Below are 17250 nucleotides of genomic sequence, written 5' to 3'. Positions count from 1 at the left end.
GGGCGGCTGCGCGCGACCGCGCGGGGACCGGGGCGCAAGGGGAAGCGTCTGTGGTGCCGCGTCAGAGGAACCCGTACCTGGGGCGGCGTGGGTGGTGTGTGGACGACGACGGGGTGCGCGGGGTGCGTCCCTACCTCGCCCGAGCGGAGGAACGCTTCCTCCGCGACCGTACCGAAGCACCTGCAGGGGCTGGTCGCGGCGACCTCCTGGACACCGTTCACGAGCCAGCACTCGTGCCCGCTCCCGCTCCGGTTCCTGAGGGTGGCGGTGAGGGTGAGTTCGCTGAACTGGCCCGCCTCGTACGCGACTGGCAAGCGATGACCACCTGACCGGTCGGAGTGCTTGTCCCGGGGGCGCCGTCCATGAGCATGGCCGGTACCCCCGGGATTGTTCTTCGTCCGTGTTCGGTCGTCGCAGGTCAGATGTGCGATATCGAAAAGCGGGCGAGCGCTTTCTGGAATGGCTTCGCGCGTTCATCGCACCTGCCCGCGAGGGTCTACTGAACCCCGAGTGAACACGATCCGAACCAGGGCCAGCAGGTGGGCCGTTACCGGGGCCGACGGGTGGGCCGCTTTTGGCTGACCCACCCCTCCAGCGTCATCTTCACAGGTCAGATGGGGTTTAATACTCCAGCTGTAGATCGTAATCTTCATGTCTGGGATGTGGCTTGTCGCCGGTAATGGCTGGTTCGGGACCGGGCTTGATGGCGGCGTCGCCAGTCGGACCAGCCGAGCCGCTGGGCGGGGTCGCGGACCGGCCGAACGACGAGCGTGATGAACAGGCGCTGGATCTCGTTGCAGGACAGCGGGACCAGGTCGGCCGGTCCGGGGCGGCGGGTGTGTTCGTCGGCGCGGACGACGGCGAGGAAGGCATGGGCGAGCATGGCGAGGGTGACCCAGCGGGCCCAGGAGGGGTAGCGGCGGACCGGGTGCTCATCCAGCCCGGCCAGCCCCTTCTCACTCTGGAAGGTCTCTTCCATCCGCCATCTGGATCCGGCGACCCGCACCAGCTCGGTCAGCGGCACCAGCCGGGGTGAGAAGCAGCGGTAATAGGCGAGTTCACCGGTGGCGCGGTTGCGGCGGATCAGCAACTGGTGGTGGCCGGGGTCGGCGAGGTCGATGACCGCCCAGTCGTAGAAGCGGTGCCCCTTCGCACCGCGTCCGGCCGAGAGCTTCTGCCAGGCCCGCTTCGGCAGCTTCGCTGCCAGGGCATCGGCGCGGAACTTCCCCGCGCTGGTGGAGACTTCGGCCGTGCAAGCCACCGCGAGGACGTAGCCGATGCCGCGTTCCTGCAGAGCCGTGCGCAGTTTCGGGTTGCCGCCGTAGACCTCGTCTCCGATGACCCAGCCGACGTGGTGTCCGGCGTCCAGGAACCGTTCGATCATCGTGCGGGCCAGTTCCGGCTTGGTCGCGAAGACGGTGTCCTCGCCGAGCCCGGAGGCCCGGCAGCGGTCGGGGTCGCACGTCCAGGAGCGCGGGATGTACAGCTCGCGGTCCACCGCCGCGTGCCCGCGCTCGGCGGCGTAGACGAGGTAAACGGCGACCTGGGAGTTCTCGATCCTGCCGGCGGTGCCGGTGTACTGGCGCTGGACGGCGACGGTGTGGGTTCCCTTCTTCACGTCGCCGGTCTCGTCGACAACCAGGACCGCGGCCTCGTCATGGAGGTGCTCGACGACGTATTCGCGCACGTCGTCGCGGACCGCATCGGCGTCCCAGGAGGCCCGGCACAGCAGATGCTGCATGCCGTGCGGGCCGGCCTCCCCGGCCCACTCGGCGATCGTCCAGCAGTTCTTGCGCGGCAGGTCCGACAGCAGGACCATTACCAACCGCCCAGCCCGCAGCCAGGGTTCGATCCGGGCGATCCGGGCCGCGAGCCGGCCCATGGCCACCTCGAACGCCTCCCGCCAGCGAGCGGGATCTATGCTGTGACCTGCGGCCACCGTTTCATCGTTGCTCCACACAAGCCATGATGATCAACGGTGACCGTGCCGTTCCTGAACCAGGTACAACTAACAAGATCACGATCCGTCGGAGCACTAGGGTGGTGATTGTGACGATAGAACGATGGGCATTGGGCGGCGACTTGAGCGTCGCGAGGATCGGGTACGGCGCGATGAAGTTGACCGGCTGGCCAAGGGGCGACCGGCCCAGCCGGGACACGGCACTAACCATCCTGCGCCGGGCCGTGGAACTCGGCGTGAACCACATCGACACCTCTCACTACTACTCGCGTGACGGGGTGGCGGCCAACGAGCTGATCCGGGAGGCGCTGCACCCCTACCCGGACGACCTGGTTATCGTGACCAAGGTCGGCGCACTGGTCGAAGGATCTGATCTCGCCCTGCCAGCAGCGGAGAAGACCGGGCTCACCCCCGACAACCTGCGCCGTGGCATCGAGGCGAATCTGCGCTCACTCGGCCTGGACCGCCTGGATGTGGTGAATCTGCGGATGGGTGACCTCGACCGGACGCAGACGCCCCTGGCCGCGCCCCTGGAAACCCTGCTCGCACTGCGTGAGGAGGGCCTGATCCGCCACCTGGGCGTCTCCAACGTCACAGCCGTCGAGTTCACCGAGGCCCGCAAGACTGCGCCGATTGCCTGCGTTCAGAACGCTTACAACCTGGCCCGACGCGATGACGACCCGCTCATCGACGCCTGCGCGGAGGCTGGCATTGCCTACGTCCCCTTCTTCCCAGTCGGTGGTTTTCAGCCCATCGCGGCCGAGCGCCTGCAAGCCGTCGCCGCCCGCCATCATGTGACCGTGCCGCAGGTGGCCCTGGCCTGGCTACTGGCCCGATCGCCGAACATCCTGCTCATCCCTGGCACCAGCTCGCTGGACCACCTGGAACAGAACATCGCCACCAGCGCGCTGAGGTTGAGCCCGGAGGACATCGTAGAACTCAGGTAAGGGCGGGAACAGCTTAAACAACTCCGCAGCTGTCATGGCCGTGTTCCCCCGGTCGGTTCACGTGAAGATCGCGATCTACAGCTGGAGTATTAAGTGGGCCGACGCGTATCCAGACTTATACCCAAGTGGGTAGTGATCTTCGCGTAGGCGGGCGGAGTCGCCCCTCGCGGAGCGAGACGGCCCCGCCCGCACCTACTCAGAATATCGTTCCCCACCGTGCCCGCGAGAACATCTCCTGATGGTTTCCTCTAAATACTCAAGAGAAACTGATAATGGAAATGAGCAGCGTCGATATTCCTTTGGGTTCCTTCCGTGGTCTTTTTGCTGGTTGCCCTGGAGAGGAATCTTCCACGGGTGTGTTGGCCGAGGCGGTGGTGTGTTCTCGCGGCGGGCTGGGTGAGGTGGTCTGGTTCGTGTGCCGCACCGACGGCGTCGGCCGGTGCGCGTTGTGGCGGGCGTGTGGCGGGGGTCGAACGAGGGCCTGTGACTCCGCCTGTGACTCCGCCGGCAGGTAGCCCTGTGACTTCGCCTGTGACTCCGCCTGCGGGAGGGCCGCTTTGAACGGAGCACCCTGGCGGCGTTATCAGTGCAGGTCAGGGGTTGTTCAGGTGGGCCGACGCGTGTCCAGACTTATACCCAAGTGGGTAGTGATCTTCACGTAGGCGGGCGGGGCCGCCCGCGACGAGGCGGCCCCGCCCCTACGCCTCCCGAAGGGTTCTATCTTCGCCCCGACTTCTTCCTCCCTTTTCATCTCTTCATCTTTTTTCTTCTTCTTGCGTGGATCTGTGCTGAAGCGTCCGCGTCGCGGGCGTGGTGGGTTGGTGGGGATGGCGCGGAGCTCACCAGGGGGTGCGGGGCGGAGGGTTTCTGCGCGGCTGGCGGGGCGCACGAGGTGCAGCGGCCCGGCTGCCCGTGGGTTCGGCTCGTCCGCACACCTGCCAGCGCCTGGCCCGCCTCGTCGACACCCGGTTGGCCTCGCGCGAGGCCAGCCGGGTTCTGGTGGCCGGGTTCTCTTTCTGGGTCGGGTGTCGCATTCGCTGCGGAGACGTCTTCCTAGGAGTTCATCCGGGCGAGAGGACGAGCGAGGAAGAGGTTCGCCGATGACGAGACCCAAACACCTGTGCCTGACACCACGATCCTGGCCAGCGGGCGGCCTCTGGGGTCGGGGCCGTTCGGACCGCCGTGTGGGGCTACCCCGGCCTGGGGCGTGCGGGGCCGCCAGCGCCCCGACGTCGGCCCCACCGCCCCGGATAGGGCCCTGGACCCCTGTCGGGGGTGCGCGGGGCCGACACGGGCGCACACGCCCTGACCAGGGAAAACGACATACCACCCGAATCGGGTGGGTGGTGAACGGGGGAGCGTGAGACCGGTGGCGAACATGTCGAATCCGCTTGACCACCTCGGCGAGGTGGAGCGTGGATGTCTGCTGCCCCGCGCGGTGCGGGGTCGCGCATCACGTTCGTGCACGTCAACCACGGTGGGGAGGTGGGGCAGGTGAAGGCGACGACTCCGGTCACGTTGGGCGAGATCGGCTCCCTGCCGGTGGCCTTGGATCCGGTCACGGCGGGGCGGATGCTCGGCCTGGGCCGCACCACCACCTACAAGCTCCTCCGACAAGACGAGTTTCCGGTGCCCGTGCATCGGGCGGGGAGGGCGTGGGTGGTGCCCACGGCAGGGGTGTTGGCCCACCTCGGTCTGGACACCCGTCTCTTCCACCGCGGTGGGTGCGGGTGTGGTGCGCGTGAGGACGACAACACGAAAGTGAGGCCGTAGATGGCTTCTCAGGACGGGTCGGTGTTCAAACGCTGCGGATGCCGCCACGAGGCCACTGCCAAGCCGCTGGGTACGAAGTGCCCGAAGTTGCGCCGTGAGGACGGGGCGTGGAACTCCCGCCACGGCGAGTGGGCCTTCCAACTCGAGCTGCCGCGCACGGCTGAGGGGAAGCGGCGTCAGGCGCGGCGGGGCGGTTTGGGCTCGCAGGAGCAGGCCCAGGCCCAGCTCGATCACCTCAAGGCGTTGATCCGCCTGGCCGACGAGGAGACGGACGTCGAGGTGCAGGTCGCCGACCTCATCCAGCAGGCACTCAAAGCCAGGCGTCCGCTGCCGGAGGCGGTCGAGGTCAAACGCCGTATCGGGACCGGAGCACGCACACGGGAGAAGATCCCGACCGTCGCCCAGTGGCTCAAGGAGTGGCTCACTGGTAAGCCCGACCTGGCGCCCAAGACCCGGGCTTCCTATGAGGGCCACATCCGTAACCACCTCGTGCCGCACCTGGGGCGGACTCGGTTGGACAAGCTGACGTCGTGGCAGGTGGAGGAGATGTTCGCCGCGATCGAGGAGAACAACCAGCGGATCCTGGAGTGCCGCGAGTCCGACGATCAGAAGGTGCGGGACTCGGTCAAGGGGAAGCGGGTCATCTCGCTGTCGACCAAGCACCGCATCCGCGCCACCTTGCGGAGTGCGTTCTCCGAAGCGGTGCGCCGCCCGGACCTGCCGGTGGCCGTGAACGTCGCCTCGCACGCCCGGTTGCCGTCGTGTCCGCGCAGCAAGCCGTTGGTGTGGACACCGGAGCGGGTGCGCCAGTGGCAGATCGATGGGGTGGTGCCGGGGGAGGTGATGGTGTGGACTCCGGAGCAGACCATCACCTTCCTGACCCACGCACGCAAGTACCGGTGGTTGTTCCCGATGTTCCACCTGATCGCCGTCAAGGGCCTGCGGCGAGGCGAAGCCGTGGGCCTTCCGTGGGCGAATACCCGGTTGACCGATGGTCAGGTCGACATCCGCACCCAGGTGGTCACTTTGGGGTGGAAGACGATCACCACCATGCCGAAGAGCGTGGCCGGGCGGAGGATGATCACTCTGGACTCCGGCACGGTGCGGGTGTTGCGTTCCTGGAAGCGGTTCCAGAACGAAGCTCGCCTGCAGGCGGGGCAGGGGTGGGTGGATTCGGGGTTGGTGTTCACCCAGCCTGATGGGGCGGGGTGGCATCCGGGGGTGGTGACCCGGTGGTTCAACCGGATCGTGCGGGCGGCGGGGTTGCCGCCGGTCCACCTGCACGGGCTCCGTCATGGTGCCGCGTCCCTGGCGTTGGCGGCGGGGGCGGACGTGAAGGTGGTCTCCACCGAGTTGGGCCACGCCACGACTCATTTCACCCAGGACACCTACCAGACGGTGTTCCCCGAGGTCGCCAAGGCGGCGGCCGAGGCAACGGCGGCCCTTCTCCGGCCGGTCCGCGCATAGCGGTGCCGTAGCTCGACCGGGGAGCGCACCAGGAGCGAGAAGACGCCACCGACCCCGGGCTGCGTGGGAGACTCACCCGTGCTGGCCTGGGGTTTCCTCATGTTCGGGGTGTCATCCCATCGGATCAAAGGTCCCCTGGTGGTGAGGCCTCCCCAGGGGAATGAAGCGTTCATGATTGGAGCGAACAGCCCATACCGTCGGTGTGTGCTTGATCTGGTGTTAAGTTGCCCAGCAGGTTGTTTATTAATATCGGACAAAACTGCAAAAAGTGTATAAAAAGTTACATATAGGGGTGCATGGGCGATCGCTTTCCTCTATACTGAGTGCCAGTATTTGCGCCATGCTGTGCTTTTAATGGTGTACGTGAAAACGTAACCATGAACGCAAGATTGAGCGCCCGTGGTGCTTTTTAAATTTGCTAGGCTCCGTGTAGGTAACGACTGGTGGGAAGGGATTCATGACCACGCATTTTGTCCCAGCATCTCGGATGCTCGAGCGGGCTCGCTTGGCGCAAGACGAGTCCGACACGGCATATTTTTTCGACCTTCTCTACCTTGGCGAATTGGTTGCAAAAGTCCTAGTTGTAGAACTCCTCGCTGCACTGCAGGACGATCGTGAACAATATCGATACTCTTTGGAGTCAGAACTGGTCCGTGCTGACGGGATTGGAAAATGGTCAGAAATTCTTGACCAAACAGTATCCGGTCCTGCTAGTCAGCATCTCATCTCGGCTGGGCGAGACTCGCAGCGCGCGATTGCAACCTCTTTCGGTCCTGAAAGTCAGAGTTGGCAGCGAAAAGCAGTAGATGAACTGAATTCTGTTTGCAGGATATTGGAGCCAGCATATGATGACATCTCGCGCCAAAAAGTCAGCCTAAGGCTGTGGGCACGGCAGTTTAGCTGGCTGCGGAATAGGACACGCGGACATGGAGCGCCCCGGGGGGCTATCCTGTCAACAATTTGCCCAGCGCTTGAAATTTCTCTCAAAGAGATCCTTGGAAATGCTCCGGCCTTCCAGCGGCAGTGGGCCCATTTGCGGAGGAGTTTGTCTGGCAAGTATCGAGTTAGCCCGTTCGGCAGTGGGCGTGAAGAATTTTCATATCTCGCTCGTGAAAGCGAACATTCACTGCCCGATGGTACCTATGTCTATCTAGACAAGCCCCACTTCTGTAGGCTATTTTTTACTGATCCTGATCTCACTGATTTCTTTCTTCCAAACGGAAATTTTCAAAACGGGAAGTTTGAAACCCTCTCTTATATTACAGATGAGCGACGTTCGGGAGATGGAAGCGCTTATTTGCTTCCAGTGGAAGCTCAGCCGCGAAGTGAGACAACCTCGCATGTCAATTTGGAGGTTGTTGGGAACGTTTTCAGTAATGTGCCACCGCGTCCAGCTCACTACGTGAAACGTAGTGAGCTTGAATCCAAACTCGAAACCCTTCTCTGCGATGATAGGCATCCTGTAGTTACTCTTCAGGGGCGTGGTGGTGTAGGCAAGACCTCACTTACGCTCGAGGTTTTGCACAAGGTCTCACAGTCTGATGACTTTTTCGGTATCATCTGGTTCAGTGCTCGGGACATCGATTTGCTGACTGAAGGGCCGAAGGTGGTGCGCCCAGACGTACTTTCTATCGATGACATTGCAGGAGATTTCTCCCGGCTTATGTATAGTTCACCACGAATGAAGTCGGCCGAAGCGAGAAAGTATTTTGCAGACTGCTTGTCTGGGGCTGCGCCAGACGGTCCGTTCATCTTTGTATTCGATAATTTCGAGACGATACGCGAGCAGGCTGCACTCTATCAGTTCATCAGCAACTCTGTGCGCTTGCCAAATAAGGTTCTAATCACTACTCGGACTCGAGACTTCAAGGCCGACTACCCAATCGAAGTTGGTGGAATGAGTGCAAGTGAGTTTTCTGAGCTGGTTGGCGCGGTGTCTGCAAGACTTGGTATCTCCCACCTGATCAATGAAGAATATGAGGACTCCCTATATCGTGAATCAGATGGCCATCCGTACATTGCAAAAGTACTGCTTGGGGAAATAGCAAAATCAGGTAATAGGATTGCAGTAAAGCGTGTCGTGGCGGCCAAGGATGCCTTGCTGGATGCGCTTTTTGATCGTTCCTATGCTGCCCTTTCTCCATCTGCCCAGAGGGTCTTTCTCACTCTCTGTGGTTGGCGCTCACTCGTCCCTCGAATCGGACTGGAAGCTGTACTCCTTCGTCCCGGAAATGAGTATCTTGATGTTGAAGTCGCCATAAATGAACTGGAACAAGCATCTCTGGTGGAGGTGTTTCGAGAAGGGGGTGATGCAGAAGAATTCCTGTCCATTCCTCTGGCTGCCTCAATATTTGGAAAAAAGAAGCTGGTCACTAGTCCGTTGAAAATTATAATAGATTCTGACCTTGAGCTAATAAGAGGGTTTGGTGCGACAACAACCACAGACTTGGTGCATGGATTGGGGCGGCGTGTTGACAGAATGGCCAGATCGGCAGCCCGTCGGGCGGGCGATGGCAAAGACATAACTCAGGAGCTGGCTGTTATCGAGTACGTAGCAACTGGTTATCCAGCGGCCTGGCTAACGCTTGCAGAACTGCACCGTGACCAAATGTCAGATCTTACTGAGGCGATCAAGGCTGCCAGTAGGTATGTGGAAAATCAACCCAATGATCAAAGTGGGTGGGAATTTCTTGTTTCTCTATACCGAGCTTCTGGTGATCCTCTCGCAGAAATGAATGCCCGACTTCAGCTAGCGGAACTTACTCATCCTACATTTATGGATCTCAGTTCGTCTGCTTCTCGACTAAATGGCCTCCTCCATCGTAAAGAACTTGTTCTAGACGTGGATGAGCGTCGACTTGTGGTCCGCAAGTTTCGTGCCCTACTCGAGGCCCGACACGAAGAAGCGGACGCCACCGATCTTTCTCGGCTGGCTTGGCTTTGCATGCATGACAAGGACATGGAGGCGGCTGAGCGCTGGGTAAATGAAGGGCTTGAGCGTGAACGAGATAATGAGCATTGCTTGAGTCTAAAACGACGCTTGAGCGCAGATTCACAAGATTCCTGATCTGTGCGCCTTCGCTCATGATGCAAGTTCTGGTCTGTGAGAGCGTGTTTGAGAAGCAGGGTTGTTTCATTCTCGGTGAGCGGTGATGTTCGCGCTGGTCACGGCAGCCCGATCACGTCCAGCGGGCGGGTGAACGCCTCATACGACACCCACCGGATCGCGTCGGGCACCGTGTCCTGACCCAATCGGCTCAAGAACACCAGGGCGACCGCTCGCAGTACGGCCAGGTTGTCGGGGGCATGGCCGGAGCGGACCTTGCAAGCGTCCTCACCCAACGAGACGTCCTTGACGTGATGCCAGGCCTCGATGCCCCAATGCCCGCGCACCAGAACACCGATCCGGGCCGCGTCCGCCCGCCCGACCTCCAGCGAGGTCACCGCATACGCCACAGTCCACGACACCTTCCCCGTACGCAGCTCGGTGACGTGGCGGCGCACCCGTACCGCCTGGACCGCGTGCGGAAAGTCCGTCCGGCCCGCGAGGTCGATGGCCTTGACGGTGCGGGTCTCGGCCCGTCCGTGGCCGCGGGCCCGGGTGGTGCCCAACGTGGGGGCCTGAGCCCAGGGCAGCGCTGCTACCTGCTCGAACAGGGCCTTCTGGTTGCGTTTGACGGTCAACACGTAGTCGGCGTGCAACTCCTCGACCAGATGGATGGCGGTGTCGATCTGGGTGTGCAGGGCGTCAGCGGTGACCACCACGCCGGTCAGGTCCACGCCCGCCAACAAGGTGGCCAGGGCGTCGATCTCGCTGGTGCCCGTCGGCACCCGTACCTGGGCGACCAGGTCCCGGTCGGGGGTCAGGGCGGCGAGCAGATGCACCGCCGGGTCGGTGGAGGTGGCCGATCCGCGCAGGGTCTTACCGTCCACAGCCACGACCTGAAGGGCCTCGGGCCCGGTCAGCGCGGTCAGGGCATCAGGGGCCAGGGCGAGCAGGACGCGGCGGATGGTCGCCGGGGACGGGGCGGTGCGCGCTCCCAGGGCGGGGCAGGTGATCCGGCACCCCAGGCGGGCCAGGGTGTGTTGGGGTGCGGCGTCGGCCCACTGTCCGATCGCTCGCAGGCAGCGGGCCCCGGCCACCATCGCGCACAGGGCGCACAGCAGGACGCTGGTCAGGCTGTGGCGGCGTCCCCCCGGCGAGCGGGGATCGGCCAGAGCGGCGAGCTTGTCGGCAAGGCCGACAGGGGCAGGGGCGGGCATGGCAGACTGGGAGCGCAACGGAGTCCCTTGGAAGTCAGAGATGTGAGAGTCCCTGATCTTCTAGCGGGCTCCGTTGCTCGTTGGTGGGGCTTCGACCGGACCGCTACAAGGCTGTGATCAGCGCTGATGGCTCACGATCCCGACTTTGAAACAGCCCTGGGGCTGCGCGGGAGACTCACCCGTGCTGGCCTGGGGTTTCCTCATGTTCGGGGGTGTCATCCCATCGGATCAAAGGTCCCCTTGACCGGGTCACCTCTCAGACAACTCGTCCTGCCAATTTCGCAGTGCCAGCTCGCTAGCCTGCGTGTCGGGATGGTCAGGACCGAGCACTCGTGTCTGATCGCTTACTAGGACGGTGAGAAGCTCGACGGCTTTGACGATGTCACCAGATCCATAGGCCCACCTGGCGAGATTGCGGCGGGTATTGAGGGTGGTGGGGTGATCGGGTCCCAGGATACGGAGCTGGTCGGTGAGGAGTTCGGTGTAGGTGGCTGCAGCTGCGGCTGGGTCTCCGGCTTCGCCTTGCCAGCGGGCGAGGTTGGCTCGGGCGGTGAGGGTGTCGGGGTGGTCAGGGCCGAGGGTCCGTAGGAGGTCTGTGAGCAGGTCCTGGAAAGCTTGGGCAGCTCCAGTAGCGTCCTTAGCCTCGCCGTGCTGGGTAGGGCGCTCCTGATCTGTGGAGTGCTTCTCGGGGATATCTAACCCACTGTCGCGGGCACCGAGCAAAAACGCCTCCCACTCGGTGGGGGTGAAGAACAGCGTGCCTTTCTCGGGGTTCTTGCCGTCGCGGATGGCGCGGAATCCGTCGTTGAACTTCGCGACCTCCACGATGGCGTCTGAATTCTCCCTGGACAGCGAAGAGCGTATCCACACCACGTTAGTGGTGTCGTGCCACTTTTTGTTCTCTACACCCTGGGATGGTCGTGTAGGTGGGTGCGTTGCTTGAGTTGGGGCTGCGTCCGTCCGTTTATGAATAGGTTGGTTGGGTGGACGCGTATCTGCACTTTCCAAAGGAAAGCTCGAAAGTCGGAAACCTAAGAGGGAAGACCAGTAGCGGTGCCACAAGCTGTAGCCTTCTCGGCCGCGCTTGCTTGGAATAAGGATCGGGCGGCGCGGTACGCCCATGAGCGAGCTCCAGTATCGCTTCGCGAGAGTATGTTGAGGCATCAGCTCTCCTTCTCACGGTCAAGATCGATTGAGGCTCGCGCAGCACCGATCTGCTGTAGGAGTGCCGGGGCAGAGGCTCCCACCGCGATGGCGGCTAGTTCTTCGGTGATCCCTTTGTGAAAGGCCATACCCGCTAGAGCGCCAAGAGCTAACCGAGTGATCGCTACCAGGCTGTCAGCCGGTAGGTCGATGAAGTCGGTGATGCCTGGCTGCGGCTCACCGCTACCTCGCGCCTCTCTTCGGGCGTTCTGCCAGGAGATCACGTTACTGGTAACGGCCACCAGCTCGACGAGCAGGCCTCCCATGGCTCCGAATAAAACGGCGGTTGGCCAATCCACGCCATCTCCTGGGTTTCTGTTTGCGTGAGAGGATTGTAGATTTCGGGTATACGTGTGAACTATTAATCCCGGAGTGGGGAACGCACGAACGACATAAACTCGCGACCCTTGGCGGTGCTGCGTTGGGAGCTAAGTCCGTTAGTCGTCATCATGGTGTTCAATCCAGGGTTGTCGATTAGTTCGATGTCGCTGAGTTCCTTCATGAGCGTGTTGAGGAACGGCTTGTCGGAAGCGAGTTCTGGGAACGCCACGGAAACGATGTTGATAAGCCCACTTGAGAGGATCGAGGAGGGCCACTCAAGATTTCTCTGTTCGAAGTATCTGACAGGGTCATCCATGAAGTCGAGCAAGAGCATATGCGACGGAGTCAGATCATCAATATATCGAAGATAGATGGCCTGTTTGTCTGTGCTGGGGGCATGTCCCGATCCTATGTTAAGTAGAGCATTGCATAGCAGTTGCCGCTTTTCTTCTGATGAATTCCGTTCGGCGATGCGTGTCGTTGAAGCGACAGCGTCTAGGAAAGTGTCGTCGTCGGCGAGATCGTCAAGGGTGAGGTCCTCCACCTGATTGCAGAGTTCTTGGACGACATCAGCTAGTTGTTCCATCCAACTTCGGAGTCGTCGCTCGTAGGCCTGACTGAAAACGCGCGCCATGATAACTGCCATGCTTCCACCCACGAAGGGGATGGCTGCGGTGCCTGCTTCGATAGCTGTTTCAGTGAGTGATCTAACTTTCCCTTTTTCTTTCGGGGGAGTGAGTGCGTTCAACTCATCGTCGCTAGGCATATTTCTACCCTTCTGTAGAGCTGGCGTTCTATTTTTATTCTTTGACGGATAGAATGGTATTCATGATATGGGTGGACGATTCTTGGGTGATGTTGCTCAAGTTTTACTGTCCGCATAGGTGTTGGGCGGAGGTTTCCTCGATTTCGGTGCGCATTTCCCATCGGGTCAAGAGTCTCCTGTAATTCTACTCTCTTGGTTTGGACTCTCTTGCCATATGCGCAGTGCCCTTGTGCTCATTTGGGTGTCGGGATGATTGTGGCCGAGTATTCTTTTCTGATCGCCTGCGGCATCATAGAGGAGTTTGATCGCTGCTTTGATGTTGCCAGATCCAAAAGTCCAAGCAGCTATGTGGCATCGCGTGGTAAGGGTATCGGAATGCTCGGGTCCCAAGAATCGGAGCTGATCCTGGAGGAGATGTCCGAGAGTCGTGATGGCGCCGATAGGGTCTCCAGATTGACCGCGCCAAGTGGCGAGGTTATGGCGGGTGTCGAGGGTATGAGGATGGTCGGCCCCTAGAACACGAATTCGATCGGCGAGGAGATGCTCGTATTCGATAACGGCGCCCTGGGAATCACCGTTTTTTCCACGCCATTCAGCGATGCTCTGGCGGGCACGCAGCGTGCTCGGGTGGTCAGGACCAAGAATGCGGAGTTGGTCGGTGAGGAGCTCTTCGCAAGCGGTGGCAGCGCCTTGAGTGTCTCCACTCTGGCCGCGCCATTCGGCGAGGTTGTGACGGGTGTTGAGGGTGTCAGGATGGTCGGGACCCAGGATACGAAGCCGGTCTTGGAGGAGGTCTTCAAACTCATGGGCGGACCCGGTGATGTCTCCAGCGCGGCCGCGCATATGGGCGAGGTTGTTGCGCGTGGTAAGAGTATCGGGGTGGTCGGGGCCCAGAATGCGCTGCTGGTCTTGGAGGAGTTGTTCGTAGGCGGTAACTGCGCCTGTGGGATCCCCGGCCTCGCCACGCATGTAAGCGAGATTGGCCCGAGTGGGCAGAGTCTGGAGGTGGTCGGGGCCTAGGATGCGGAGCTCGTCTTGAAGAAGCAGTTCGTAAGCGGTAGCGGCTCCTGTCGTATCTCCAAATTTGCCACGCACGGCGGCGAGGTTATTTCGAGTGGTGAGGGCATGGGGGTGATCGGGGCCTAGGTAGTGCTGAGAGTGGTCGACCATCTGTTCCCAGTAGGCGATGGCCTCTTTTGTGCGTCCGCATGCATCCAAGCTTTCCCCTGCACGGAATAGCAGTCCGTGTCCTGAGGGTTCCCACAGCCATCCCTCACTGCTTCGCTCTTCCACTGAGTGGTGGTTGCGTAGCATGTCCGTGTTGTTGCGGAGTTGCCGGGCCAGGGCGGTATTGCGTTCAACTTCAGGCCACACCTGCAGAAGTGCGTCCGCTAGAGTGCGCACGCTGTGCCGGTCGGGACGGGTGGTGGAGCGCTCCAGGGTGGCACGCTGCACCAGCTGGTGGATGCCCACCAATGCCTGCCCGAGTTCTTCCTCCTGTCCTGTGGAGAGTGGCGTGGGATGGGTGATCAGGTTCAACCGGCGAAGGTTAGCCAGGGCAGCACGGGCCTGGTGCGGGGAGAGCGCGGTTGCGGTGGTCGCCGTCTTGGTGCCGTGGGAGGCCAGGTACTTCAGGACTGGCGGGGCGGTGAGCACATTCTCGGGGATGCCGGTTCCGTCCAGGAGGGCGATGAGTCCCATGAGGGGGCGGGCCATGCCTTGAGGGTTGAAGGTGTCGGCCTGGGTGAGGGACAGTTCCCAGGTGGCGGCGAGTGGGGTGGGGTGTTCCCAGTCGGGGAATACCTGGTCCAGTGTCTTCATCCGGTCGCGGAACACCTGGAGGTATTCGTCGCACCCCATGCCGAGTTCGGCCATGTAGGTGACCGCCTGCCCCAGTGCCAGCGGGAGGAACCCCAGAGCTTGGGCGAGGGTGTCCAGTTGCGCGGTGGTGCGGGCGATTCCGGCCGCGTCCAAGGCACGAGTGAGGAAGGCGCGGGCTTCATCAGGGGTGTAGGCGTCGATGTCGAGCAGGTGGCGGCCCTGGCCGGTGAGGGAGTGGTCGCGCCTGCGGGTGGTGACCAGGATGCGGCCGTGGGGTTGGTCATGTGGGGGCCACAGGTCTTTCACCGCGGCGGGGTCGGCTAGGTCGTCCCACACGATGAGCCAGCGCCGGTCCTGGTGCTTGTTAGGGTCCTGCAGCCAGGCGAGGAAGAGCTGCGCGGCGTCTTCGGGAGAGTCCGGGGCGGTGGCGTAGAGCTGGTGTGCGGCTTGGGCGTAGGCGGAGGTGATCTGTTCTCGGCGGGACGCGTCGGTCCACACCAGCACGTCGATGCGTTGTTCGGGGTCGGTGATGTCGCGCAGGATGCGGGCGTGGTGTGCGGCGAGTTGGGTTTTGCCGACGCCACCGGTGCCGGAGAGGATCTGTCGCTTTACGGCGGTTCCGGGGTTGTGCAGAGCCTCATCGAGCTGGTGGGTGACGGCTCGGTGCTGGTAGTGGGCTGCTGCTTCGGGTATGGCGCCGACACGGATCGGCCAGTCAACCTGATGAGCCTCAGAGAGGACCACGCTCATGTTCCGGCCCTGGACGATGGTGCTATCGGAGATGTCGCCGTTCACGGTGTTGGCGACGTCGCCTCGTTCTTCCCACGCCTTGGTCATGTGACCGATTGTGGCGCGGGAACCCCTGCCGGGTAAGGGGTTTCGGCTGAAACGGCCAGATGCGGACGGTGGGGCGGCAGGGCGTGACCGGGGCCCGGGGATGCCCCACGCGGGGCCGTCAGGGCGGCTGTGGGCCGCTGGTGGGCGGACACGGGTCGCCCCGGGGGGCCACAGGGTCACGGGATGGCAAAATGCTCCGCGAGGTGGGTGCCCACCTGTACGGGACCTCGCACTGGGGAGCACACGAGGAGCATTTCAGGCCCCCAGACGAGATCCCACACCTCGCCTGTTCGACTCGCACACCCCGTTTGACCTGGGATTTTGTGGCGCACCCGGCAGGATTCGAACCTGCGACCCCCGGATTAGAAGTCCGGTGATCTGGTGCCGCCACGTGCCTTTTCGTGCCGTTTCGTGTCACCTCATCCGATCCGTCATGTCGTTTGAGACCGCATAATGCCGCCGGGTGTCGTGTCAGTACGGAACTGCGGAGCAAAAGCAGAGCACGAACCGTGGGCGGGTGGCGTCCGATGGCATTTCGCGAAGATCTCGAGGAGTCGTTGGTCTACTGTGACGCGTACGCCGGATCGTCCGGGAGTGGTGCCCTTGCCCTAGCGTGGGCCTCAGCCCTCGGAGTGGCCGTTCTCGACGGTATTGACCTCGGCATCGCATCCCTTGAACAGGGCCACTGCCAGTGGTGGCGGACACATCGAGCTCATCCCCCTTGCAGTCCAGGTACTGCGAGTTCTGGCGAGAGGCGAAGACCAAGACCGCCTCCAGGGAACGGTGCTGCTCCACCGCTACATTATCTGGTGCAACTGCCATGCCCACGCCTGTTTCCGGGGCATCTGCGATGGGTCTGGCTGGGGCCGTGCCGTACACCCTGAACGTGGCGTAGCAGCCTCATAACGGAGGGGAGGTTGGGGATAATCGGTTCCACACGAGCGACCCCCCAGACGACATGGACGGACGACTGTGACTGAACCTCCCCGCCCCGGACGCCCTCTGCACCCAGTCCCGCATAGCAACAGTCCGCTGGGGCGCTTCGCGCTTGAACTGCGCCAGCTGCGGGAGGATGCGGGGCCCCCTAGCTTCCGTGAGATGTCCCAACGGACGCGGGAACTGGGTATGCCGGTGGCAGCCACCTCACTGCGCAACGCTGTCTCGGGAGAGCGAGTCCCCAGCCTCGAAGTTGTTATGGCTTTTGTTCGTGTGTGCCTGTCGCTGGGACCCGACGACGAGCACGAAGCTCTTGAAACTTGGAAGGAACGCTGGGAACGCGTAACTGCTGAGGGTGTCAGTAACCAGTCTGTGGTTGTCACCGGAGGCGGTGAAGTCCACGTCCAGAACTTCTACAACCAGCCGGGCCATGCTTTTGCTGGGCAGGCTCAAGAGCCTCAGGCGTCGGAGACTCTGGCCTCGAAGCGGGAGGATATCTACCTCAGTGTTCTCCAGCAGAAGGCTCGGCACTCCGAGGTGAACCAGTGGCTCAGTGTCGTGTTCATTGTGGTCGGTGTCGGCATCGTCGTGGCTGGACCTGTCGTGGCGCTGGTGAGAGCCGATGCCATGCCCCTGCTTGTGAGCTTGTTCGGTGTCCCGTTCGCAGCGCTTGGGACATGGCTGAGGTGGCACGTACGCCGGACCGACGCCGCTCTTGACTCCCGAATCGATCGCATCGAGCAGAAGATCGACGAGGACGACACCTTCGACAAGGTGCTTAAGGTCGCCAGCACTATTGACGATCCTCAGCAGCGCGACGAGGCCCGCAGGGACGCCGTGAGGTGGCTGACGGCCCCTAAACCGGTTGACCCGATGGCCTCCACCCAGGCTTTGCCGGAAGGCGAAGCCGACCCCAAGGGCGCGATAGATCAGGGTGACTCAAAGTCCTAACACTC

The 17250-nt window shown here is 62.1% G+C and carries 11 protein-coding genes and 1 tRNA gene; 5 read left to right on the top strand and 7 right to left on the bottom strand.

Annotated features, from left to right (window positions below; translation table 11 throughout):
* Positions 1-649: 649 nt before the first annotated feature.
* Complete coding sequence (locus ACTVAJ_RS06215; RefSeq protein ID WP_470387094.1) at positions 650-1882, bottom strand: IS701 family transposase; 1233 nt, start codon at positions 1880-1882, stop codon at positions 650-652.
* A gap of 167 nt (positions 1883-2049) precedes the next feature.
* Between ACTVAJ_RS06215 and ACTVAJ_RS06210 the strand changes: the two genes are divergently transcribed.
* From ACTVAJ_RS06210 to ACTVAJ_RS06195, 4 genes are all read left to right on the top strand, one after another.
* Positions 2050-2907 (top strand): oxidoreductase, encoded by an 858-nt coding sequence (locus tag ACTVAJ_RS06210; RefSeq protein WP_470387093.1) that lies wholly within the window; start codon positions 2050-2052, stop codon positions 2905-2907.
* 1419 nt (positions 2908-4326) lie between these two features.
* Positions 4327-4680 carry a helix-turn-helix transcriptional regulator gene (locus ACTVAJ_RS06205; protein ID WP_470387092.1) on the top strand — a complete coding sequence of 118 codons (354 nt, stop codon included), beginning with the start codon at positions 4327-4329 and terminating at the stop codon, positions 4678-4680.
* Positions 4681-6147 (top strand): tyrosine-type recombinase/integrase, encoded by a 1467-nt coding sequence (locus ACTVAJ_RS06200; RefSeq protein ID WP_470387091.1) that lies wholly within the window; start codon positions 4681-4683, stop codon positions 6145-6147.
* Between the two features lie 457 nt (positions 6148-6604).
* Complete coding sequence (locus tag ACTVAJ_RS06195; protein ID WP_470387090.1) at positions 6605-9214, top strand: tetratricopeptide repeat protein; 2610 nt, start codon at positions 6605-6607, stop codon at positions 9212-9214.
* Positions 9215-9312: 98 nt separating this feature from the next.
* Here the strand turns inward: ACTVAJ_RS06195 and ACTVAJ_RS06190 are convergent, their stop codons facing one another.
* The 6 genes from ACTVAJ_RS06190 to ACTVAJ_RS06165 all read right to left on the bottom strand — a co-directional run bounded on the left by ACTVAJ_RS06190 (position 9313) and on the right by ACTVAJ_RS06165 (position 15753).
* Positions 9313-10410, bottom strand: a complete 1098-nt coding sequence (locus tag ACTVAJ_RS06190; RefSeq protein WP_470387089.1) for an ISAs1 family transposase — start codon at positions 10408-10410, stop codon at positions 9313-9315.
* A gap of 249 nt (positions 10411-10659) precedes the next feature.
* Positions 10660-11283, bottom strand: a complete 624-nt coding sequence (locus ACTVAJ_RS06185) for a DUF397 domain-containing protein (RefSeq protein ID WP_470387088.1) — start codon at positions 11281-11283, stop codon at positions 10660-10662.
* 290 nt (positions 11284-11573) lie between these two features.
* A complete protein-coding gene (locus ACTVAJ_RS06180; RefSeq protein WP_470387087.1) occupies positions 11574-11912 on the bottom strand; it encodes a hypothetical protein in 339 nt (112 codons plus the stop codon).
* 62 nt (positions 11913-11974) lie between these two features.
* Positions 11975-12682, bottom strand: a complete 708-nt coding sequence (locus ACTVAJ_RS06175; protein WP_470387086.1) for a hypothetical protein — start codon at positions 12680-12682, stop codon at positions 11975-11977.
* 183 nt (positions 12683-12865) lie between these two features.
* Positions 12866-15358, bottom strand: a complete 2493-nt coding sequence (locus ACTVAJ_RS06170) for a tetratricopeptide repeat protein (protein WP_470387085.1) — start codon at positions 15356-15358, stop codon at positions 12866-12868.
* Between the two features lie 324 nt (positions 15359-15682).
* Positions 15683-15753 (bottom strand) — tRNA-Ser (locus ACTVAJ_RS06165).
* 736 nt (positions 15754-16489) lie between these two features.
* On the opposite strand from ACTVAJ_RS06165, the gene ACTVAJ_RS06160 reads away from it, so the two are divergent.
* Complete coding sequence (locus ACTVAJ_RS06160; protein ID WP_470387084.1) at positions 16490-17245, top strand: hypothetical protein; 756 nt, start codon at positions 16490-16492, stop codon at positions 17243-17245.
* The last annotated feature ends 5 nt before the right edge of the window (positions 17246-17250 follow it).

This window comes from Nocardiopsis sp. KDC1DS13DA1, assembly GCF_055632325.1.
The sequence above is the reverse complement of the archived record's forward strand: the minus strand, read 5'-3'. Positions and strand labels throughout refer to the sequence as shown.